Source organism: Citrobacter sp. CtB7.12 (genome assembly GCF_001297795.1).
In the GTDB taxonomy this organism is placed as follows: Bacteria; Pseudomonadota; Gammaproteobacteria; order Enterobacterales; family Enterobacteriaceae; genus Citrobacter_A; species Citrobacter_A amalonaticus.
In genome coordinates, this window is record NZ_LIFT01000024.1 from 1 (window position 1) to 22,546 (window position 22,546).

Annotated in this window: 23 protein-coding genes; 9 read left to right on the top strand and 14 right to left on the bottom strand. The window is 51.9% G+C overall.

Going from position 1 to position 22,546, the window contains the following annotated elements:
- Positions 1–755 precede the first annotated feature (755 nt).
- From tdcA to AOY24_RS20820, 8 genes are all read left to right on the top strand, one after another.
- On the top strand, positions 756–1,694 hold the full coding sequence (tdcA, locus tag AOY24_RS20785; RefSeq protein WP_044255844.1) for a transcriptional regulator TdcA: 939 nt from the start codon (positions 756–758) through the stop codon (positions 1,692–1,694).
- 99 nt (positions 1,695–1,793) lie between these two features.
- Positions 1,794–2,783: a bifunctional threonine ammonia-lyase/L-serine ammonia-lyase TdcB gene (tdcB, locus tag AOY24_RS20790; RefSeq protein WP_042998242.1), complete on the top strand. Its 990-nt coding sequence runs from the start codon at positions 1,794–1,796 to the stop codon at positions 2,781–2,783.
- A 34-nt stretch (positions 2,784–2,817) separates the two neighbouring features.
- Entirely contained in the window at positions 2,818–4,149 is a 1,332-nt protein-coding gene (tdcC, locus tag AOY24_RS20795; protein ID WP_042998241.1) for a threonine/serine transporter TdcC, read from the top strand.
- Positions 4,150–4,180: 31 nt separating this feature from the next.
- Positions 4,181–5,389 carry a propionate kinase gene (gene tdcD, locus AOY24_RS20800; protein ID WP_054177274.1) on the top strand — a complete coding sequence of 403 codons (1,209 nt, stop codon included), beginning with the start codon at positions 4,181–4,183 and terminating at the stop codon, positions 5,387–5,389.
- Positions 5,390–5,422: 33 nt separating this feature from the next.
- Complete coding sequence (gene tdcE, locus AOY24_RS20805) at positions 5,423–7,717, top strand: 2-ketobutyrate formate-lyase/pyruvate formate-lyase (protein WP_054177275.1); 2,295 nt, start codon at positions 5,423–5,425, stop codon at positions 7,715–7,717.
- 85 nt (positions 7,718–7,802) lie between these two features.
- Positions 7,803–9,167: an L-serine ammonia-lyase gene (gene tdcG, locus AOY24_RS20810; RefSeq protein ID WP_054177276.1), complete on the top strand. Its 1,365-nt coding sequence runs from the start codon at positions 7,803–7,805 to the stop codon at positions 9,165–9,167.
- A 320-nt stretch (positions 9,168–9,487) separates the two neighbouring features.
- Positions 9,488–10,819, top strand: coding sequence for an amino acid permease (locus tag AOY24_RS20815; protein ID WP_042998237.1), 1,332 nt, complete (start codon positions 9,488–9,490; stop codon positions 10,817–10,819).
- Between the two features lie 21 nt (positions 10,820–10,840).
- Positions 10,841–12,154: a serine dehydratase subunit alpha family protein gene (locus tag AOY24_RS20820; protein WP_054177277.1), complete on the top strand. Its 1,314-nt coding sequence runs from the start codon at positions 10,841–10,843 to the stop codon at positions 12,152–12,154.
- Positions 12,155–12,246: 92 nt separating this feature from the next.
- On the opposite strand, the gene AOY24_RS25280 is transcribed toward AOY24_RS20820, so the two are convergent.
- Complete coding sequence (locus tag AOY24_RS25280) at positions 12,247–12,408, bottom strand: hypothetical protein (RefSeq protein ID WP_164566090.1); 162 nt, start codon at positions 12,406–12,408, stop codon at positions 12,247–12,249.
- 19 nt (positions 12,409–12,427) lie between these two features.
- Positions 12,428–13,129 (bottom strand): pirin family protein, encoded by a 702-nt coding sequence (locus tag AOY24_RS20825; protein ID WP_054177278.1) that lies wholly within the window; start codon positions 13,127–13,129, stop codon positions 12,428–12,430.
- A gap of 104 nt (positions 13,130–13,233) precedes the next feature.
- On the opposite strand from AOY24_RS20825, the gene yhaJ reads away from it, so the two are divergent.
- The gene (gene yhaJ / locus AOY24_RS20830) at positions 13,234–14,130 is read left to right on the top strand and encodes a DNA-binding transcriptional regulator YhaJ (RefSeq protein WP_044255829.1); all 897 of its coding nucleotides are present in this window, start codon (positions 13,234–13,236) and stop codon (positions 14,128–14,130) included.
- Between the two features lie 50 nt (positions 14,131–14,180).
- Here yhaJ and AOY24_RS20835 read toward each other — a convergent pair whose 3' ends face one another.
- The 12 genes from AOY24_RS20835 to exuT form a co-directional block, all read right to left on the bottom strand.
- Positions 14,181–14,540: a DUF805 domain-containing protein gene (locus AOY24_RS20835; protein ID WP_042998233.1), complete on the bottom strand. Its 360-nt coding sequence runs from the start codon at positions 14,538–14,540 to the stop codon at positions 14,181–14,183.
- 223 nt (positions 14,541–14,763) lie between these two features.
- The gene (locus AOY24_RS20840) at positions 14,764–15,129 is read right to left on the bottom strand and encodes a DUF805 domain-containing protein (protein ID WP_044255823.1); all 366 of its coding nucleotides are present in this window, start codon (positions 15,127–15,129) and stop codon (positions 14,764–14,766) included.
- Between the two features lie 123 nt (positions 15,130–15,252).
- Positions 15,253–16,242: a glutathione S-transferase family protein gene (locus tag AOY24_RS20845; protein ID WP_054177279.1), complete on the bottom strand. Its 990-nt coding sequence runs from the start codon at positions 16,240–16,242 to the stop codon at positions 15,253–15,255.
- Positions 16,243–16,310: 68 nt separating this feature from the next.
- Positions 16,311–16,703: a DoxX family protein gene (locus AOY24_RS20850; RefSeq protein WP_042998230.1), complete on the bottom strand. Its 393-nt coding sequence runs from the start codon at positions 16,701–16,703 to the stop codon at positions 16,311–16,313.
- A gap of 274 nt (positions 16,704–16,977) precedes the next feature.
- Positions 16,978–17,271: a YqjK-like family protein gene (locus AOY24_RS20855; RefSeq protein WP_042998229.1), complete on the bottom strand. Its 294-nt coding sequence runs from the start codon at positions 17,269–17,271 to the stop codon at positions 16,978–16,980.
- Positions 17,261–17,665, bottom strand: coding sequence for a phage holin family protein (locus tag AOY24_RS20860; protein ID WP_043001753.1), 405 nt, complete (start codon positions 17,663–17,665; stop codon positions 17,261–17,263). Before AOY24_RS20860 ends, AOY24_RS20855 begins: the two co-directional genes overlap by 11 nt.
- A gap of 2 nt (positions 17,666–17,667) precedes the next feature.
- Positions 17,668–17,973: a YqjD family protein gene (locus AOY24_RS20865; RefSeq protein ID WP_042998228.1), complete on the bottom strand. Its 306-nt coding sequence runs from the start codon at positions 17,971–17,973 to the stop codon at positions 17,668–17,670.
- 33 nt (positions 17,974–18,006) lie between these two features.
- The gene (locus AOY24_RS20870) at positions 18,007–18,375 is read right to left on the bottom strand and encodes a DUF1090 domain-containing protein (protein WP_042998227.1); all 369 of its coding nucleotides are present in this window, start codon (positions 18,373–18,375) and stop codon (positions 18,007–18,009) included.
- A 148-nt stretch (positions 18,376–18,523) separates the two neighbouring features.
- On the bottom strand, positions 18,524–18,907 hold the full coding sequence (gene mzrA / locus AOY24_RS20875) for an EnvZ/OmpR regulon moderator MzrA (protein WP_042998226.1): 384 nt from the start codon (positions 18,905–18,907) through the stop codon (positions 18,524–18,526).
- A 3-nt stretch (positions 18,908–18,910) separates the two neighbouring features.
- Positions 18,911–19,573, bottom strand: a complete 663-nt coding sequence (yqjA, locus tag AOY24_RS20880) for a DedA family general envelope maintenance protein YqjA (protein WP_042998225.1) — start codon at positions 19,571–19,573, stop codon at positions 18,911–18,913.
- A 338-nt stretch (positions 19,574–19,911) separates the two neighbouring features.
- Positions 19,912–20,688, bottom strand: coding sequence for a transcriptional regulator ExuR (gene exuR, locus AOY24_RS20885; RefSeq protein ID WP_042998224.1), 777 nt, complete (start codon positions 20,686–20,688; stop codon positions 19,912–19,914).
- Positions 20,689–20,825: 137 nt separating this feature from the next.
- Positions 20,826–22,127 carry a hexuronate transporter ExuT gene (gene exuT, locus AOY24_RS20890; protein WP_042998223.1) on the bottom strand — a complete coding sequence of 434 codons (1,302 nt, stop codon included), beginning with the start codon at positions 22,125–22,127 and terminating at the stop codon, positions 20,826–20,828.
- Between the last annotated feature and the right edge of the window lie 419 nt (positions 22,128–22,546).

Here is a 22,546-nt window from a genome sequence, read left to right on the forward strand (position 1 = left end):
AATGACTGTCCACGACGCTACACCTGAAAGAAAGCGGCTTACCGGTCATGACGCTTCGCTTATCAGGCCTGTGAACGGTGAAGGGGAACGGGGACCTGTAGGGCGGATAAGATACGTCGCATCGCCATCCGGCAGCGTTCTGGAACCTGCGGCTATTAAGAAATTTCTTGTTATGTGACAGCCAACACAAAACGCTACTTTCTATGAATATCTCGATAGAAACAAAAAGCAATCGATCGACTTCACAAAATTACGAGCTACAAAAACAGAGAAACTCAGTGTTAATATATTGTTGTGAATGATAATTGTTTGTGTGTATATATTTAATTATTGATAAATTCAATGTTTATTTATAAACAAACAGGGCTAAAAAATGTGATGTATAACATTATTTAATCCAATTTATGTTTTAAACATACTTAAATTTGAGGGATTGCGCATTAAATTTAATGAACAAATTGACCATTAACTGCACGATAATTGCTTGAAATATCGTCATTCCTCATTTTTAGATATGAGGGGAAAATAACGCGTGTTATCGCCATAAAATATTGTTATCCCCCCCTATTTTTTTGACAAAAATCAGACTAAAGTGACATGATGTTTATATAACTAATTGAATGCAAAAGGTTTATTTATTTACAAATAACCACTTGAAATATAGGTGAAGGCAATTTGTGAGTGGTCGCACATATCCTGCTTCATGTAATTTGTTACACTTCACGCCGTCAACAAGGTTATTAACGCAGGTCGATATGAATACGTTTGCTCTCCCAAAAACACAGCAGTTGGTGGTCTTTCAGGAAGTAATCAGAAGCGGTTCTATCGGTTCTGCGGCAAAAGAGTTAGGGTTAACTCAGCCAGCTGTTAGTAAAATTATTAACGATATTGAAGCTTATTTTGGCGTTGAGTTGGTGGTTCGCAAAAATACCGGCGTCACCTTAACTCAGGCTGGGCAGGTTTTACTCTCATGGTCCGAATCCATCACCCGTGAGATGAAGAACATGGTGAATGAGATGAACAGCATGACCGACAACACGGTGGTTGATATCTCATTCGGGTTTCCTTCGCTGATTGGCTTTACCTTTATGTCCGATATGATCCAGAAGTTCAAAGAGGTCTACCCAAAATCACAGGTCTCCATGTATGAGGCGCAACTCTCCTCATTCCTGCCGGCGATCCGCGACGGGCGACTGGACTTTGCGATTGGTACGCTCAGCGATGAAATGAAATTGCAGGATCTGCACGTCGAACCGCTTTTTGAGTCGGAGTTCGTGCTGGTGGCGAATAAGTCCCGAACATGCACCGGCACCACCACACTGGAATCGTTGCAGAACGAACAGTGGGTGTTGCCACAAACGAATATGGGCTACTACAGCGAACTCCTCACCACCCTGCAAAGAAATGGCATTAGCATCGAAAACATCGTTAAAACCGACTCCGTTGTGACCATTTACAATCTTGTTCTCAATGCTAATTTTCTGACAGTGATTCCGTGCGATATGGCCGCACCCTTTGGTTCGAACCAGTTTATTACTCTCCCTGTGGAAGAATCGTTACCCATTGCTCGCTATGCCGCAATATGGTCAAAAAACTATCGTATTAAAAAAGCCGCATCGGTTTTGGTTGAATTAGCCAAAGAGTATTCATCTTATAAAGGTTGCAGACGAAAGCAATTAATTGAAATTAACTAACCGATTAAATTTAATTTAATCCTCAATTCATACCATCGTTCTTAATATCAGACGTTGGTTACGGCTATCTATTACTTTACTATCAGGTAAGAGGTTACAATGCACATTACTTACGATCTCCCGGTTGCCATTGAAGATATCCTCGAAGCAAAAAAACGACTGGCGGGGAAAATATATAAAACAGGCATGCCTCGCTCAAACTATTTTAGTGAGCGCTGCAAAGGGGAAATATTCCTTAAGTTTGAAAACATGCAGCGTACCGGCTCATTTAAAATTCGTGGCGCATTTAACAAACTCAGTTCATTGACGGATGCGGAAAAACGTAAAGGCGTTGTCGCTTGTTCAGCGGGTAACCACGCTCAAGGGGTTTCTCTCTCCTGCGCGATGCTGGGTATTGATGGCAAAGTGGTGATGCCGAAGGGGGCGCCGAAATCGAAAGTGGCCGCCACCTGTGACTACTCGGCGGAAGTAGTGCTGCACGGCGATAACTTCAACGACACTATCGCCAAAGTCAGTGAGATTGTCGAAATGGAAGGGCGTATTTTTATCCCGCCTTATGACGATCCGAAAGTGATTGCCGGCCAGGGTACTATCGGTCTGGAAATTATGGAAGACCTGTATGACGTCGATAACGTGATTGTTCCTATCGGCGGCGGCGGTTTAATCGCCGGTATTGCTATTGCCATTAAATCTATTAACCCGACCATTAAAGTGATTGGTGTGCAGTCTGAAAACGTACACGGCATGGCGGCGTCTTATCAGGCTGGAGAAATAACCACGCACCGAACGACCGGCACCCTGGCGGATGGTTGTGATGTTTCCCGCCCGGGTAAATTAACTTACGAAATTGTGCGTGAATTAGTGGATGACATTGTCCTGGTCAGCGAAGACGAAATTCGTAACAGCATGATTGCTTTAATTCAACGCAATAAAGTGGTGACAGAAGGTGCTGGTGCACTGGCATGTGCTGCTTTATTAAGCGGGAAATTAGATGCCTATATCCAGAACAGAAAAACGGTCAGCATTATTTCTGGCGGCAATATCGATCTTTCTCGTGTATCGCAAATTACGGGTTTAGCAGACGCGTAAATCCGGCTATTAATCTCTTCGTTGAGGATAGGATATGAGTACTTCTGACAGCATTGTATCCAGCCAGACAAAACAGTCGTCCTGGCGTAAATCAGACACCACCTGGACACTGGGTTTATTTGGTACAGCCATCGGCGCCGGGGTGTTGTTCTTCCCCATCCGCGCAGGATTTGGCGGCTTAATCCCCATTCTTTTGATGTTGGTACTGGCGTACCCCATCGCTTTTTATTGCCACCGTGCGCTGGCGCGTCTGTGTCTGTCCGGGTCAAACCCGTCCGGCAACATCACGGAAACGGTTGAAGAGCACTTTGGTAAGACGGGCGGCGTGGTCATCACGTTCCTCTATTTCTTCGCGATTTGTCCGCTGCTGTGGATTTATGGCGTCACCATTACCAACACGTTCATGACGTTCTGGGAAAACCAGTTACAGTTGCCGGCGCTGAACCGTGGTTTTGTGGCGCTGTTCCTGCTGCTGCTGATGGCGTTCGTTATCTGGTTTGGTAAGGATCTGATGGTTAAAGTGATGAGCTACCTGGTATGGCCGTTCATTGCCAGCCTGGTGCTGATCTCGCTGTCGCTGATCCCTTACTGGAACTCTGCGGTGATCGACCAGGTCGATATCAGTAATATCGCCTTAACCGGTCACGATGGCATTCTGGTCACCGTGTGGCTGGGGATTTCCATCATGGTGTTCTCGTTCAACTTCTCGCCGATCGTTTCGTCTTTCGTGGTCTCTAAACGTGAAGAATATGAGAAAGATTTTGGCCGTGAATACACCGAGCAGAAATGTTCTCAGATCATCTCTCGCGCCAGCATGCTGATGGTCGCTGTGGTTATGTTCTTCGCCTTTAGCTGCCTGTTCACGCTCTCTCCGGCAAACATGGCAGATGCGAAAGCACAGAACATTCCGGTACTGTCTTATCTGGCAAACCACTTCGCTTCCCTGTCCGGAACGAAGTCGACTTTCGCCATCGTGCTGGAATATGGCGCCTCGATTATTGCGCTGGTTGCCATCTTCAAATCCTTCTTCGGTCACTATCTGGGCACGCTGGAAGGGCTGAATGGTCTGGTGCTGAAGTTCGGTTACAAAGGCGATAAAACGAAGGTTTCCTCCGGCAAACTCAACACCATCAGCATGATCTTCATCATGGGGTCCACCTGGATTGTGGCTTACGCCAACCCGAACATTCTGGACCTGATTGAAGCGATGGGTGCGCCGATTATTGCCTCACTGCTGTGCCTGCTGCCGATGTATGCCATTCGTAAGGCACCGTCACTGGCGAAATATCGCGGTCGTCTGGATAACGTGTTTGTCACCGTCATCGGTCTGCTGACCATTCTGAACATCGTGTACAAACTGTTTTAATCCTTAAGCTCAGGATGAGCGGAGTAGTGAAATGAATGAGTTTCCGATAGTTCTGGTTATTAATTGTGGATCGTCTTCAATTAAGTTTTCAGTACTGGATGCAAATAACTGCGACGTATTAATGGCAGGCATTGCGGATGGTATTAACTCGGAAAATGCGTTCTTATCGGTAAATGGAGGTGAGCCAGTGACGCTGGCTCACCACAGCTACGAAGGCGCATTAAAGGCGATTGCGTTTGAACTGGAAAAACGTAATTTAAATGACAGCGTGGCCTTAATTGGCCACCGTATTGCCCACGGCGGAAATATTTTTACCGAGTCAGCAATTATTACTGATGAGGTCATTGACAATATTCGCCGTGTTTCACCACTGGCACCATTACATAATTACGCCAATCTGAGCGGGATTGAATCCGCACAGCATCTGTTCCCCGGCGTCACGCAGGTGGCGGTGTTTGATACCAGCTTCCATCAGACCATGGCACCAGAAGCTTACCTGTATGGCCTGCCGTGGAAGTATTTCGAAGAGCTGGGCGTGCGGCGTTACGGCTTCCACGGAACGTCGCACCGCTATGTTTCTCAACGCGCGCATGAACTGCTTGCGCTGTCTGAACAGGACTCCGGCCTGGTGATTGCCCACCTCGGCAACGGTGCGTCAATTTGTGCCGTCCGTAATGGTCACAGCGTCGACACGTCAATGGGGATGACGCCGCTGGAAGGGCTGATGATGGGCACGCGTAGCGGCGACGTGGACTTCGGCGCGATGGCGTGGGTCGCCAGTGAAACCCAACAGACTCTGAGAGATCTGGAGCGGGTAGTGAACAAAGAGTCCGGTCTGCTCGGGATTTCTGGCCTGTCGTCCGACTTAAGGGTGCTAGAAAAAGCCTGGCATGAAGGACACGAGCGCGCACAGCTGGCAATTAAAACCTTTGTTCACCGCATTGCCCGTCATATTGCCGGACATGCCGCTTCGTTACACCGTCTGGACGGTATTATTTTCACCGGAGGTATTGGTGAGAACTCGGTATTAATTCGTCGTCTGGTGGTTGAACATCTGACGGTATTGGGAGTGAATATCGACAGCGACCGAAATAACCTGTCGAATTCTCATGGCGAGCGCATTATTTCCACCCCTGATGCCCGGGTTATTTGCGCCGTAATACCGACGAACGAAGAAAAAATGATTGCGCTCGATGCGATTCAATTAGGCCGCATTAACGCAGCCGTGGAATACGCCTAATTTATTTGTTGTTCTGTAGAGAGATTATTTTTCATGAAGGTAGATATCGATACCAGCGATATGCTGTATGCCGAAGCATGGCTTGGCTTTAAAGGTACGGACTGGAAAGAAGAAATTAATGTCCGTGATTTTATTCAGCACAACTATACGCCTTATGAAGGGGATGAATCCTTCCTTGCTGATGCAACGCCTGCCACTACGGCATTGTGGGAAAAGGTGATGGCGGGCATTCGTATCGAAAACGCGACCCATGCGCCGGTCGATTTCGATACCAATATTGCGACCACGATTACTGCGCACGATGCGGGTTACATTGAGCAGGAACTGGAGAAGATTGTCGGCCTGCAAACGGATAAACCGCTGAAACGTGCGCTGCATCCGTTTGGCGGCGTCAACATGATCAAAAGTTCGTTCGATGCTTATGGTCGTGAGATGGATCCGAACTTCGAGTACCTGTTCACCGAACTGCGTAAAACCCACAACCAGGGCGTTTTTGACGTCTATTCTCCGGACATGCTGCGCTGCCGTAAATCCGGTGTGTTGACCGGTTTGCCGGACGGTTATGGTCGTGGGCGCATTATCGGTGATTATCGTCGCGTGGCGCTGTACGGCATCCGCTATCTGGTGCGTGAGCGTGAGCTGCAGTTCGCCGATCTCCAGTCAAATCTGGAGTGGGGACAGAATCTGGAAGCCACGATTCGCCTGCGTGAAGAGCTGGCGGAGCACCGTCGTGCGTTGCTGCAAATGCAGGAGATGGCGGCGAAATATGGCTGTGATATCTCTCGCCCGGCGCGTAATGCGCAGGAGGCGGTACAGTGGGTCTACTTTGCCTATCTGGCGGCGGTGAAATCGCAAAACGGCGGCGCGATGTCGCTGGGCCGCACCGCATCGTTCCTCGATATCTATATTGAGCGCGATTTCAATGCCGGTATCCTGACAGAGCAACAGGCGCAGGAGTTGATCGACCACTTCATCATGAAGATCCGGATGGTGCGTTTCCTGCGTACGCCTGAGTTTGACTCGCTGTTCTCCGGCGATCCGATCTGGGCGACCGAAGTGATCGGCGGGATGGGGCTGGATGGTCGCACGCTGGTGACCAAAAACTCCTTCCGCTATCTGCATACGCTGCACACGATGGGGCCGGCACCGGAGCCAAACCTCACCGTGCTGTGGTCAGAAGCGTTGCCAGTCGCGTTTAAAAAGTATGCCGCACAGGTCTCTATCGTCACCTCGTCACTGCAATATGAAAACGACGATCTGATGCGGACCGACTTTAACAGCGACGACTATGCGATCGCCTGCTGCGTGAGTCCGATGGTTATCGGTAAGCAGATGCAGTTCTTCGGGGCGCGCGCCAATCTTGCCAAAACGCTGCTGTACGCAATCAACGGTGGGGTGGATGAGAAGCTGAAAATCCAGGTGGGGCCGAAAACCGCGCCGTTGCTGGACGACGTGCTGGACTACGACACGGTGATGGACAGTCTGGACCACTTTATGGACTGGCTGGCGGTGCAGTACATCAGCGCACTGAACATCATCCATTACATGCACGATAAGTACAGTTACGAAGCGTCGCTGATGGCGCTGCACGATCGTGACGTCTATCGCACGATGGCGTGCGGGATTGCCGGACTGTCGGTAGCGGCGGATTCGCTCTCTGCAATTAAGTACGCGACGGTGAAACCGGTTCGCGACCATAACGGGCTGGCGGTCGATTTCGTGATTGAAGGGGAATATCCACAGTACGGCAATAACGATGAGCGCGTGGATAGCATTGCCTGCGATCTGGTTGAACGCTTTATGAAGAAAATTAAAGTGTTGCCGACCTACCGGAACGCGGTACCGACGCAGTCGATTCTGACTATTACCTCCAATGTGGTGTACGGACAGAAAACCGGTAACACGCCGGACGGTCGTCGTGCGGGGACGCCATTTGCGCCGGGCGCTAACCCGATGCACGGGCGTGACCGTAAAGGCGCTGTCGCCTCGCTGACTTCCGTGGCGAAACTGCCGTTCACTTACGCGAAGGACGGGATTTCGTACACCTTCTCGATTGTGCCTGCGGCACTCGGCAAAGAGGATCCGGTGCGAAAAACCAACCTGGTCGGGCTGCTGGATGGTTACTTCCACCATGAAGCGCACGTGGAAGGCGGTCAGCACCTGAACGTTAACGTAATGAACAAGGAGATGTTACTGGATGCCATTGAACATCCGGAAAACTATCCTAACCTGACGATCCGCGTCTCCGGCTACGCTGTGCGCTTCAACGCGCTCACCCGTGAGCAGCAGCAGGACGTCATTTCGCGTACTTTCACCCAGGCGATGTAACGTTATCGGGGCGGTCTGCGGGTCGCCCCGATTCACTATGCGTATGAAAACCTGGTCTCCACTGAACGAGTCCGAGGGTGTAGAAATGATTAGCGCATTCGATATTTTCAAACCTGGTATTGGTCCTTCCAGCTCTCATACCGTAGGGCCGATGAATGCAGGAAAACGGTTTATCGATCAACTGGTCAGCAGTGGAAGCTTATCGCGCACGACGCGCATGTCGGTTGATCTGTATGGTTCACTGTCGCTGACCGGAAAAGGCCACGCGACCGATACCGCCATTATGATGGGGCTGGCCGGAAACTCGCCGCAAAGCGTCAACATTGACGCCATCCCCGCGTTTATTGACGAGGTGACCCGTACCGGCCGCTTGCCGGTTGCTGAAGGTACACATGTCGTCGATTTCTCGGTTACCGATAGCATTGTTTTTCATGGTGAAACGCTGCCAAGGCACGAGAACGGAATGCGGATCACCGCCTGGGAAAACCAGGAAACGCTGCTGTGTAAAACCTACTACTCGATTGGCGGCGGGTTTATCGTGGATGAAGAGCGCTTTGGTCAGGCGCATGACGTGGAAGCGCCGGTCCCTTATGATTTTCATTCCTCCAGCGAACTGCTGAAACTGTGCGAACGCAATGGCCTTTCAGTCTCCGGGCTGATGATGCAAAACGAACTGGCGCTGCGCAGCAAGGCGGAGATTGATGCCGGATTTGCTCAGATCTGGGAAGTGATGCACGCTGGCATAGAACGTGGGATGAATACCGAAGGCGTCTTACCCGGCCCGCTGAATGTACCGCGCCGCGCGGTGGCGTTACGCCGTCTGCTGGTCTCCAGTGACAGTCTCTCCAGCGACCCGATGAACGTCATCGACTGGATCAACATGTTTGCTCTCGCAGTCAGTGAGGAGAACGCGGCGGGCGGACGCGTGGTGACCGCGCCCACCAACGGGGCATGCGGCATTATTCCAGCCGTTCTGGCCTATTACGATAAATTCCGTCGTCCGCTGAATGCCAACTCCATTGCCCGCTATCTGCTGGCGGCAGGGGCCATTGGGGCATTGTACAAAATGAATGCGTCAATTTCCGGGGCGGAAGTTGGCTGTCAGGGGGAGATCGGCGTGGCCAGTTCCATGGCGGCGGCGGGGTTGACCGAACTGCTGGGCGGTAGCCCGGCGCAGGTTTGCATCGCGGCGGAAATTGCCATGGAGCACAACCTCGGCTTAACCTGCGACCCGGTTGCCGGGCAGGTGCAGATCCCGTGTATTGAGCGCAATGCGATCAACGCAGTCAAGGCGGTCAACGCCGCACGTATGGCGCTGCGCCGCACCTCCGAACCGCGTGTCTCGCTGGATAAAGTCATCGAAACGATGTACGAGACGGGTAAGGACATGAACGATAAATACCGCGAAACATCACGCGGTGGTTTAGCGATCAAAGTGGTGTGCAGTTAGCGAACGCCAGAAAGCTTGCCCGATAAACCTGCGCCATCGGGCATTTTATCCATTGTCAGCCATCTAAAAGCACACGTCGGTGTGCTTTTTTGTTGTGATCTTCTTCAAATTTAGAAAAAAATGACACGTAATTCTTTTTAAGTAGGAAAATTTTCTTAACCAATAGAAAATATCAGGGTTATTTTGTGACGTTTTTCTCTGCGCCTGAGCGTATCCTTTTTTTCATTCTAATGACTCGCCTGCAAACCCCGTACCGCGTATCGCCTTGATGCGGCACGACAAAAATTAAAAATATACCCTACATAATGAGCGAGAATTTTATGGAAACGGCAACGAACAACAGCGTAGTGCTCGACGCCAGCGCCCCGGCGCGCCGGGCGGGAATGACGGAAAGCGAATGGCGGGAAGCGATTAAATTCGACAGCATCGACACCGGCTGGGTCATTATGAGTATCGGGATGGCGATTGGCGCGGGGATTGTTTTTCTCCCGGTGCAGGTCGGTTTGATGGGGCTGTGGGTCTTTTTGCTCTCATCGGTCATCGGTTATCCCGCCATGTATCTGTTCCAGCGTCTGTTTATTAACACGCTGGCGGAATCCCCGGAGTGCAAAGATTATCCCAGCGTCATCAGTGGGTATCTGGGGAAAAACTGGGGCATCCTGTTAGGCGCACTGTATTTTGTGATGCTGGTTATCTGGATGTTTGTCTATTCCACCGCAATCACCAACGACAGCGCCTCCTATTTGCATACTTTTGGTGTGACAGAGGGACTGTTATCCGATAACCCGTTCTATGGTCTGGTGCTGATTTGCATCCTGGTCGCCATCTCCTCACGCGGCGAAAAGCTGCTGTTCAAAATTTCTACCGGCATGGTGCTGACCAAACTGCTGGTCGTGGCGGCACTGGGCGTATCGATGGTTGGGATGTGGCACTTATACAACATTGGCGCGCTGCCGCCGATGGCGCTGTTGGTGAAGAATGCGATTATCACGCTGCCGTTTACCCTGACCTCAATCCTGTTTATCCAGACCCTGAGCCCGATGGTGATTTCCTACCGTTCCCGTGAGAAATCCGTTGAGGTGGCGCGTCATAAAGCGCTACGTGCCATGAATATTGCCTTCGGCATTTTGTTTGTCACCGTGTTCTTCTATGCCGTCTCCTTTACGCTGGCAATGGGACACGACGAAGCGGTTAAAGCCTATGAGCAGAATATCTCCGCGTTGGCGATTGCTGCACAGTTCATCAGCGGCGCGGGCGCCGGTTGGGTGAAAGTTGTGAGTGTCATCCTGAATATTTTCGCCGTGATGACCGCGTTCTTTGGCGTCTATCTCGGCTTTCGCGAAGCCACGCAGGGGATTGCGATGAACATTCTGCGCCGCAAACTGCCGGCTGAGAAGATCAATGAAACGCTGGTACAGCGCGGCATCATGGTGTTTGCCATTTTACTGGCCTGGAGCGCTATTGTGCTTAACGCACCGGTTCTGAGCTTTACGTCGATTTGTAGCCCTATTTTCGGCATGGTGGGATGTTTGATCCCCGCCTGGCTGGTCTACAAAGTACCTGCATTGCACAAATACAAAGGGGTGTCGCTGTATCTGATTATCGTCACCGGTTTGCTGCTGTGCGTATCTCCGTTCCTGGCTTTTTCCTGATTTATCCTGAAGGTTGTTGTTATGTCTGAGACTATAAAAAATCCGTTGTGGCAGCGTTTCATCCGCGCAGTACAGGAAGAGGTGAAACCTGCGCTGGGCTGTACGGAACCGGTTTCTCTGGCGCTGGCGGCCGCGGTTGCGGCCTCTGAACTGCATGGCGCGGTGGAGCGAATCGATGCCTGGGTCTCGCCCAATCTAATGAAAAACGGACTGGGGGTGACGGTGCCGGGAACCGGTATGGTTGGGCTGCCCATCGCTGCCGCGCTGGGAGCACTGGGCGGGAATGCGAATGCCGGACTGGAGGTGCTGAAGGATGCCTCCGCGCAAGCCATTGCCGATGCGAAGGCGATGCTGAAAGCGGGCAAGGTGTCGGTGATGCTGCAGCAACCTTGCGATGACATCCTGTTTTCTCGCGCGAAGGTCTATAGCCAGGACGGCTGGGCGTGCGTCACCATTGTCGGCGGTCATACTCACATTGTGCGGATCGAAACCGATACCGGCGTGAAGTTTACTCAGCAAGCGAACGCGGACGATGAGGCGCAGGAATCGCCGCTCTCGGTACTTTCTGAGACCACGCTGGAAGAGATTCTGGCATTTGTGAATACCGTACCGTTCGACGCTATTCGTTTTATTCTCGACGCCGCCCGACTCAACGGCGCGCTGTCACAAGAGGGGCTGCGCGCAACCTGGGGGCTGCATATCGGTGCGACGCTGCAAAAGCAGTGCGCACGCGGTCTGCTGGCAAACGATCTTTCGACGGCGATCCTTATCCGAACCAGCGCGGCGTCGGATGCGCGTATGGGCGGCGCGACGCTGCCTGCCATGAGTAACTCCGGCTCCGGCAATCAGGGGATCACCGCTACGGTACCGGTGATGGTGGTGGCCGAGCACTTTGGCGCCGATGAGGAGAAACTGGCGCGTGCGCTGATGCTTTCCCATCTGAGTGCGATCTACATACACCATCAGCTCCCGCGTCTGTCGGCGCTGTGTGCCGCGACGACCGCCGCGATGGGGGCAGCGGCAGGGATGGCCTGGCTGGTGGACGAAGGGCGCTACAGCACGATCTCGATGGCGATCAGCAGCATGATTGGCGATGTCAGCGGAATGATTTGCGATGGGGCATCTAACAGTTGCGCGATGAAGGTCTCCACCAGTGCTTCTGCGGCGTGGAAGGCGGTGCTGATGGCGTTGGACGATACGGCGGTTACGGGTAACGAAGGGATTGTGGCGCACGACGTGGAACAGTCTATTGCCAACCTGTGCGCGTTGGCGTGTCATTCCATGCAGCAAACGGACAAACAGATTATCGAGATCATGGCCCATAAAGCGCATTAAGTGAAGGGCTGACTGCCTGAAGGCGCGACGCTATCCGGCCTACGAATATGTAGGCCGGATAATGTGCTTGCGCAGTCATCCGGCAATGAGGTTCAGGCGGCAGCTTCTTCCTCGGACAGACGAACTTCGGCGTCTGCGACAATCGCTTCCAGCTCGGTCAGCATCGCCTCGTAGTCAAACGCACGGGGCGCGGTGTTGGTTTCTGCCGTTGCCACTTTCCCTGTCGGGGCCTGTTTTTTTGCTTTCTTACTCATACACCACTCCGGTTACCGATTACACCGGCAAATCTATCAGCAAAGCGCGTAACGGCGTATCGGCAACGAGCGTTATGTTAGCTTCGTCACGAATAAAGGCTCCGTCGCCACAGGTCAGCGCTTCACGCGCTTCATCGTGGGTGACGGCGTGAAAGGTGCCATGAATGGACTGCAAATAAGCGCGCGGGCCATGAAGCTGAAAACTCAGCGACTCGCCCTGATCCAGCTCAATATGGTGTACCCACGCCTGCTGGCGCAGCTGTAGACTGCCGTTCTCACCATCGGGTGAGGCGATCAGTTGCTGTTTAATTTTCGTCAGTTTTGTCTTCTGCACCAGAGCATTCTCGCGCTCAGGACAGGCGTCGAGCCACAATTGCATACGCGTAAGCGGTTTGTCTTTGCTGATATTATGTTCGCTGTAGCTGATACCCGGCTGCGCCGCGAGCAGCAACGCTTCACCCGCCTGGGCCTGCACGTGGTTGCCTTCACTGTCACGATACTCTGCAACGCCTTCAAGAATCAGATTGAGCACGTCTACCTTTGGCCAGGTGCGCGGCTGGAAGGACGCGCCGGGTGCCAGTACTTCCTGATTGAGCACGCGCAGCGATGCGTAGCCCAGCAGTTTCGGGTCGAAATAGTGTCCAAAGGAGAAGGTATAACGGGCCTGCAGCCAGCCGTAGTCTGCTTGTCCGCATTGTTTGGCTGTTCGGGTAGTAATCATAGTTCTTGACCTCTCTTTACTTCCTTTTATGTTAAGGGGCTGGACGCTGCATTGTTAGCCAGATATTCTGCCCGGTATGTTCAAATTTCCTGAATGAGAACGATATGGCCAAAGAAAGGGCATTAACGCTTGAGGCATTACGCGTAATGGACGCGATAGATCGCCGCGGTAGCTTCGCCGCAGCGGCGGATGAACTGGGGCGCGTGCCGTCAGCGCTTAGCTACACCATGCAGAAGCTGGAAGAAGAGCTGGATGTGGTGTTGTTTGACCGCTCCGGACATCGAACAAAATTCACTAACGTTGGGCGCATGCTGCTGGAAAGAGGGCGTGTGCTGCTGGAGGCGGCAGATAAGCTCACCACAGACGCTGAGGCGCTGGCGCGAGGGTGGGAGACGCATCTGACTATTGTGACCGAGGCGCTGGTGCCGACCCCGGCCTTCTTCCCGCTGATCGACAAACTGGCTGTTAAAGCCAATACGCAGCTTTCAGTGATCACCGAGGTGCTGGCGGGGGCGTGGGAACGCCTGGAACAGGGCCGGGCGGATATTGTGGTGGCACCGGACATGCACTTTCGTTCATCGTCAGAAATTAACTCCCGCAAGCTGTATACCCTGATGAACGTTTATGTTGCCGCGCCGGATCACCCGATTCATCAGGAGCCGGAACCGCTGTCGGAAGTGACGCGGGTGAAGTATCGCGGCGTAGCGGTCGCGGATACCGCGCGTGAACGTCCGGTATTAACCGTGCAACTGCTGGATAAGCAAGCGCGCCTTACCGTCAGCACCATCGAAGATAAGCGTCAGGCGTTACTGGCAGGATTAGGGGTGGCGACGATGCCGTATCCGCTGGTGGAACAGGATATTGCAGAAGGACGGCTGCGCGTGGTCAGCCCGGAATCGACCAGCGAGATTGACATCATTATGGCCTGGCGGCGAGACAGTATGGGAGAAGCAAAGGCCTGGTGCCTCCGTGAAATACCCAAACTCTTTATGAAAAAATAACGCGTTGCGGATGACTGATATCGGGGCAAAAAGATTGCCCCGAAAAAGGATTAATTAATCTCGTTTTGCTTAGGATCGGCACCAAAACGGTTAGCACCGGCAGTACCGTTCTGACACAGGAATACAATAATAACGATTGTTCCGATAATCGGAATCAGGCTGAGCAGCAACCACCAGCCGGAGCGCTCGGTATCGTGTAAACGACGGATCGCCACCGCAATGCTCGGCAGCAGAATGCCAAGGCTATAAATAATTGAGATATAGGGTGTTTCCATGCCGATTACAGCCTGAATAACATTCAGGACTGCACAGATGATCATGTTGATTAACACAAACATCCAGTACTCTTTTCGACGTGCGCGACCGCTGAAACCGGTATAATTTTTTATTACACTCAAATACCAATTCATATAACATCCTTATTAATTAAAAGAGGGCAAAATATAGCATGGTATTTTATGAAGGTCATTTGCATTCTAATTAATTAAGAAAATCTCAGGAAAAATATATCTATTGTTAATAGTTTTAAGAAATATGTTTTGAATCTGAATCAGTATCCGGGCGCTAACCAGAACAACAGGTTAGCGTAAATAAAAGGATCAAGGCAGCGGGTAACGCTGCCTTTTCACTTTCTCAGGGGAGAGATTTTGGATCAGGTCCGAAGCGGTTTTCGCCGGGCGTGCCGTCCTGACAGTTAAAAATGAGGATCACCAGCCAGCCGATGACGGGGATCAGTAACAACAACAGCCACCAGGCCGATCGATCGGTGTCGTGCAGACGTCGAAACTGAACTGCCCACCAGGGTAAAAAGACGAGAATTCCGTAAATTGTTGTCAGAATGCCTTCTCCTCCGGCACGCTGCCAGCCCAGGAGTTTATCCAGTACGCCGAGAACGAATGTCAGAATGACGTTGACCAGAATAAACATCCAGTACTCTTTCCGCCGGGCGCGTCCGCCAAAGCCGATATAATTTCTTAAAACCTTTAAGTACCAATCCATTTTTACCTCAATCGTGTGTCAATCACTTGTTTTTAAAGCAATCAAAGAAAGAATAGTTGCGAATGATGAGAGGGTAAATATTTGAAGGGTAAATTGAGCAGGCACCCTGAAGGGTGCCTGGGTTCACTTGGCGAAACGGCTGTCACGCCCGTGTGGTTCTTTGAGGTCTTGCCACGGGCCAATGGAGATAATGCCTGTCGGGTTAATCATCTTATGGCTGCGAAAATAGTGGTGGCGAATATGGTCAAAATTGACCGTTTCCGCGATGCCTGGCATCTGATAAATATCGCGCAGGAAACCATACAGATTGAGATAGTCGCTGATGCGATGCTTGTCGCATTTGAAATGCGTGACATACACCGGATCAAAGCGGATGAGTGTTGTCCACAGGCGAATATCAGCCTCTGTAAGCCGATTACCTGTCAGATAGCGATGCTGACCGAGGATCTGCTCCAGCCGCGCCAGCGCGGTAAAGACGTTTTCTACCGCGTCATCATAGGCTTGCTGACTGGTAGCGAAGCCCGCTTTATAGACGCCATTGTTAACGTTGTCATAAATCCAGCCGTTCAGTTCGTCGATCTTGTTGCGCAGTTCTGGGGGATAGTAGTCCCCGGCTTTTGCCCCTTGCGCATCGAACGCCGTATTGAACATGCGAATGATTTCAGCAGATTCATTACTGACAATCGTATGGTTCTTTTTATCCCACAAAACAGGCACGGTGACGCGGCCGCTGTAATGGGGATCGGCGTGCAGGTAAAGCTGATACAGAAATTCGTGCTGATATAAGGTATCGCCTGTGGCCGCCGGAAAATCATCGTCAAAGGTCCAGCCGTTTTCCAGCATCAGTGGATTTACGACCGAGACGGAGATAAACGGCTCCAGACCCTTGAGCTTACGCAGGATTAACGTACGGTGCGCCCACGGACAGGCGAGAGAAACATACAGGTGATAGCGGTCTTTTTCTGCCGCAAAACCGCCTTCGCCGGAAGGACCCGGCGCACCATCCGCCGTGAGCCAGTTGCGGAATGCCGATACCGAACGTTGAAATTTGCCCCCGGTGGATTTGGTATCATACCAGGTATCATGCCAGACGCCGTCGATCAGTTGTCCCATGTTTTTTCCCTCAGATAGCAAAAACGAGGAGAAAATCCCCTCGTTCTTTTTCATTCATTATAGAGCGCTTACCACTTTTTGTTCAGTACACGGTCGAGACTGAATGCGCCCGGACCGGTGATGCCCAGCAGCAGGAAGCCGCCAGCGATGGTCAGGTTTTTCATGAACATCAGTGAGTTCACGCCTTCCGCAAAGTTGCTGTGGAAGATAAACGCGGTCAGCAGTGTAAAGCCTGCGGTAAACAGCGCGGTGGTACGGGTCAGGAAACCGAACAGAATCGCCAGGCCGCCGCCGAACTCAAGCAAAATGGTCAGTGGCAGCAGGAATCCCGGAACGCCCATCGCTTCCATATACTGTTGGGTACCTGCGTAACCGGTGATTTTTCCCCAACCTGCGGTAATAAACAGGATTGGCATCAGAATACGCGCTACCAGTACACCAACATCTTCTAATTTTTTCATTCTTCTCTCCAGGAACTACACAGACTGCTGAGTTTGTTTTTTGGGTGCAATTTCGCGGCGTTCCGCGTCATTGCTGTCGATGGAGAGAATCATAAGCGTGAAGAATGAGAATTGTTAGCAAGGAAAACTGTCAATATTTTTCAAAAAATTTGATTTTGTAGTGGGGTGATATTGTGGATGGGTAAGCGAAGCGCTCCTGGTACCGTTGCCGGATGGCGGCTACGCCTTATCCGGCCTACATATTGAATGTGAGAGTCGGATAAGCGAAGCACCCTCAGGCAACGGTTGAGCGCAGCGTCTTTTTAGCCAGTCGCCAGACGCTCCACACGCCAAACCCGCGCTTTGCCCAACGCACGAGCAGGTTAGGGTGGCGAATCGTCCAGACGGCCATCACACTGCTGCCGACCAGCGCCCAGGAGCGCAAACTCAGTAGGGTGTTCCAGCCACGATCGTAAGCGCCCGTGGCTTCCAGCCAGTCACGACGACTGGCTGAAAGATCCAGCCGTTGCTGTTGGATCTCACGAAGCAGTCGGGCCTTACGTTGTTCACGTTCGACTTTACCGCTCACGGCTCTCCTCCTCGAGCAATTGCCGGTCATTTGCCAGTTCATGGCGCGTATGGCGTAACAATGTGGAGCGCCGTGCTTTTCGCAGCGTCCATATCCCGCCAATCAGCGCCAGTGCCAGCAGCACGACCGTGGTGGCAATCATCGCATTGAGCCGATACTGCGGGTCAACGGCCCAGATGACTAACACCATCAGGCTCATCAAACCAAATGCAGCGAAGAGCATGGTGAGTCCCAGCATCAGCAGAAGCTGAAAAAGGTTCGCCTTTTCTTCTTCAAGCTCGACGACGGCCAGACGTAACCGCGTTTCCACCATCTCAACGAGAAGAGTGACAATCCGCTGCCCGATACCCAGAACGCTTTTCCCGGGCCCTTGCGCGTGATGAGGATCCGCCATCATTAACGACGCGTCAGCAGAACGCCCAGCACGACGCCCACGGCCGCACCAATCCCGACGCCGGTCCACGGATTTTCGCGCACATAGTCGTCAGCACGCGCAGCGGCTTCACGAGTCTGTTTAGCAATGGCATCACCCGTTTCACCGAGGCGATAGCGGCTCTCTTTAAGCGCGCGCTCGGCTTTGCTGCGGATCTTACTCAACTCTTCTTTCGATTTATCACCAGAGGAGTTCAGCACCTCTTCCAGCGTATCGGCCAGGGATTTCAACTCAGCGCGCAGATGTTCCGATGTGTTTTCTTTCGACATAGTTTTCTCCAGGTGAGTAAGTGGTACTGATACTTAGTAGTCGCGAGCTTCGAGCTCTTTCAGTTCCGCTCGCGCTTCAGCCAGTTTACGCTCGCGTTTGGCAATTTTGTCCGCATCGCCTTTTTGCTTCGCTTCGGCGAGGTCGCGCTGACGTTCGGCGATCTCTTCTTTCTGCTCAGCAATTTTTTCCTGATGATCGGCACGCAGCTTGCTGTCAGTACAGTGGGCCCTGACTTCGCTGAGCGCTTTTTTTAGCCCATTGATGCGATTCTGGTTATTGTGCTTCTCGGCGTAGCTGATCTCCCGTTGAATATCCTGCTCTTTTTGCTGGCAAAGCGTGTTAGCGTAGCTGCCAGCACTGAGAGCGAAAAGGGAGATAGCGAAAGCGATGCGGTATTTCATTCTTGAACCTTCCATTGTGACTCGTCCCCATGAATTCAGGAACGATGATCCAGTGATAAAGCGACAGGGTGACCCCATCGCCTCATTAATCATAGACATTAATCGCAGAAATCACCAAAGTGGGTGATATGATTCGGATTCCTGGAGATTACCCTACCCGATGTGGCGTATCGCGTAAACGTGACAACCACTGGACGGCCTGATTGTTATCATCCTGCTGGGCAATGATGTAGCCGCGCGGCAGCGTTTTGTCGAGCACCGCTTTGGCGGCGGCACTCTGGGCGCTGGAATCGAAAGTGATGAGCAGAGTGTCGTTCTTTGGTGTAATGCTTTTAAAACGAATGCCGTTAGCGTCGAGGTGATGCCAGATCGAGAAGCCGTCCGGCATGCTGGCCCCCTGGTGGACGGCGCGGATCGCCAGCGTGGATTCTTGCTGACGAACCGTTGACCAGACCAACAGCATGGCGCTCAACGTCAGCAGAAACGCGGTGCTCCAGGCCAGTTGTTTAAGGGTTATACGCGGTTTCAGCATCCCTTACCCTCGATTCCCGTATTTCTTTTTCCACAGGACGACCAGTGAACCGCCCAGGCCAAAAACCAGTAGCACGACGGGTAACAGCATCAGGCATGACATCAGTTGATCTTCATACTTCAGAAACACCGGCGTTTTCCCCAGCAGATAACCCAGGCTGGTTAAAATCAGCACCCACAGCAAGCCACTCATCCAGTTGAAAAATTGAAAGCGGGCATTATTCAGGCCGGATAAGCCAGCGATGGTCGGCAGCAAGGTACGAACAAACGCGATAAAACGACCAATCAGCAGGGCGGAAAGACCATGCTTATGGAATAAATGGTGAGCGCGTTGATGATAGTGGGCTGGCAGGTGCGATAACCAGTTTTGTACGATGCGGGTATTGCCCAGCCATCGGCCCTGAATATAGCTGAGCCAGCAACCGAGGCTTGCGGCTGCGGTCAGCAACAGAATGGTTTGCGGAAAGCCCATGGCGCCTTTGGCAATCAGAACACCCACTAACACCAACAAACTGTCGCCAGGTAAAAAGGCGGCTGGCAGCAACCCGTTCTCCAGAAACAGAATCATAAATAAAACAAAATACAGCATGCCAATCATGGAAGGATTGGCCAGTGTTTCAAAATCCTGCGCCCAGAGGGCATGCAGTAATTGAGTCAAAAGTTCCATTCAGTATTCCAGGTCGAATTGGTTAACGTCACGCCGGGTTAAACAGTTTGCTACGCCGCATCATTGTTAGTGTTTTACATGGTGTGCGGACGGCGCAAAGCCGCGGCCTGAACTATTCCCTGTTAAAAGTTATGAAGTAAGCAAGCACTGACAAACATAAATTCGAATTGCATCTAATTGTAACAAAGGTCAACGTAGTCCGTTATAGAAATTACACGTCCTTGAAATGTGATTTTGCTGATCGCAGGAGAGGGTGGCGAGAGGATTTACACAGGCTGACACTTTATACCTTTCGCTTACTGACAGGCGCAACGGCGCGCCTGTCGAATCAAGAACGTTTATTTTGTCGCGTTAGCCGCCGTATCGAGATGAACGACCGGATTTTCGGCAAACAGATAACGGTCGGCATTAAATTCAAAATCGTCGCTGGTTTCATTGAACAGCATGATTTTTGTGTTCTCGAGATGCTGCCACATCGCCAGTTTTGCCGCATGCGGGTCTTTGCGGATCAGTGCCTTCAGGATTTGATCGTGGTCGTCGCACCAGTTATCGACGGTACGCGCATCAATATGTTCGTGCAGTTTCTTCCAGTACGGGTTGTGACTGCGCTGAGTCCACATTTTTTCCACGATAGCGGCCAGTGCGGAGTTCTGCGTGGCTAACGCGACCTGAATGTGGAATTGCAGGTCCCATTCGGAGTCGCGGAAACATTTTTCGTTGCGCGCCTGTTCCTGGATCGTCATCAGTTTCATGATGTCCTGCTTGGTGACCTGGGTGGCGGCAAACTCTGCAATATTGCTTTCGATAAGCTGACGCGCCTGGAGTAATTCAAAAGGACCGTAGTTGGCAAACTCCAGCGACTCGTCGGTGACCTGCTGGTGGCGCGGTTGGTTGGAAATCACATGAATCCCGGACCCCTTACGGACCTCAACATACCCTTCGACTTCCAGCATGATGATGGCTTCACGAACCACGGTACGGCTGACATTTTTTTCATCGGCAATAAAACGCTCTGCAGGCAATTTATCACCCACCAGGTAAACGCCCTGTTCGATGCGCTCTTTTAAATCAGCAGCAAGTTGTTGATACAAACGTCGTGGTTCGGTGATTTCCATATGCACTCCAGGCATGATACGGCAGACTGTATTTGTTATACCACTTTTGCGAGTTTGGCTCTATACGCAGAAACGAAAAAGCCGCCTGCGGGTGCCAGCAGGCGGCTGAGATTGCTTATGCGTTATCCGTCGGCAGGCTAACTTTGCGCTGCCGGTTCATCAAACTGCGGGCCAGAATCAACTTCACTGGCCGGTTTGTTTTGCAGCACGGTCCAGATAACCAGCGCGCCCAACAGGTCGAACACGGCCAGTACTGCGAACAGCGGGCTGAAGCCAATGGTGTCTGCCAGCGCACCGACCACCAGGGCGAACAGCGTACTCGCCAGCCAGGCAGACATCCCGGTCAGACCGTTCGCCGTGGCCACTTCGTTACGTCCAAAGACATCAGAAGAGAGTGTAATCAGCGCACCGGACAGGGCCTGGTGAGCAAAACCACCAATACACAGCAGCATAATGGCGATGTACGGGCTGGTGAACAGACCGATCATCCCTGGGCCAATCATCAGCACAGCACCCAGCGTAACGACCATTTTTCGTGAGACAATCAGGTTGACGCCAAACCAGCGCTGGAACAGCGGCGGCAGGTAACCCCCCACGATGCAACCGAGGTCAGCAAACAGCATCGGCATCCAGGCGAACATTGCAATTTCTTTCAGGTTAAAGCCATAGACTTTGAACATGAACAGCGGGATCCAGGCGTTAAACGTCCCCCAGGCCGGTTCTGCCAGAAAACGCGGCAGGGCGATACCCCAGAACTGGCGGTTACGCAGGATCTGCACGAGTGACATTTTCTTTTTGGTGCTGTTTTTGTGCTGCGCTTCCTGGCCATTAATAATGTAGTCGCGCTCTTCGTCCGTCAGTTTTTTCTGATCACGCGGATGCTTATAGAAGATAAGCCAGGACATGGCCCAGATGAAGCTCAGGGCACCAGAGATAATGAACGCCATCTGCCAGCTGTGCATCACGATCGCCCAGACAACCAACGGCGGGGCAATCATCGCACCGATAGAGGAGCCGACGTTAAAGTAGCCGACCGCAATGGAGCGTTCTTTCGCCGGGAACCATTCGGAACTGGCTTTCAGCCCCGCCGGGATCATCGCGGCTTCTGCCGCACCGACCGCGCCGCGCGCCAGCGCCAGGCCCCCCCAGCTTCCTGCCAATGCGGTTGCGCCACAGAAAACGGCCCATAACACGGCAAACATTGCATAGCCTATTTTGGTGCCCAGTATATCCAGCACATAGCCGGCAACAGGTTGCATGACAGTGTAAGCAGCAGAATAGGCTGCGATGATATAGGAGTACTGTTGGGTGGAGATGTGCAACTCTTCCATCAGAGTTGGCGCAGCTGCCGCCACAGTGTTACGCGTCAGGTAACCCAGCACGGTGCCAAGCGTCACCAGCGCAATCATGTACCAACGTAACCCTTTAATTTTACGCATGTAAAACCTCATCGTTTTGTTATTTCCGCAAAGATCGCGGTCATCTTCCTGCCTGTGGCAGAGGATGCTGTTTACGACGGGGTAACCAAAAAAAGCCGGTACGCCCGAACGTTGCCATAAATAAATTTTGCTAATTCGGTTTCCGTACCGGTCAATCCGATGATGAATCATCGGTAACTATGCATTCCGTCGGCTTATGTATCGCGACGGCAGAAAGATAACTTGTCATACAACTTTAAAAGGTGAGTGCCATCACAAAAGTATGAATCTTAGCGTGGTTATTATTTCGATTAGGCGATGCCAGAGCTGGCGCGGCTTGAGGCGATGTTTACCACTTCGAGGGTAAACAATTTGTCGGTATTTATTGATCTATCTCACGAAAATATCTACAGGTTATGGGAATTGGTGTGATAACTTTG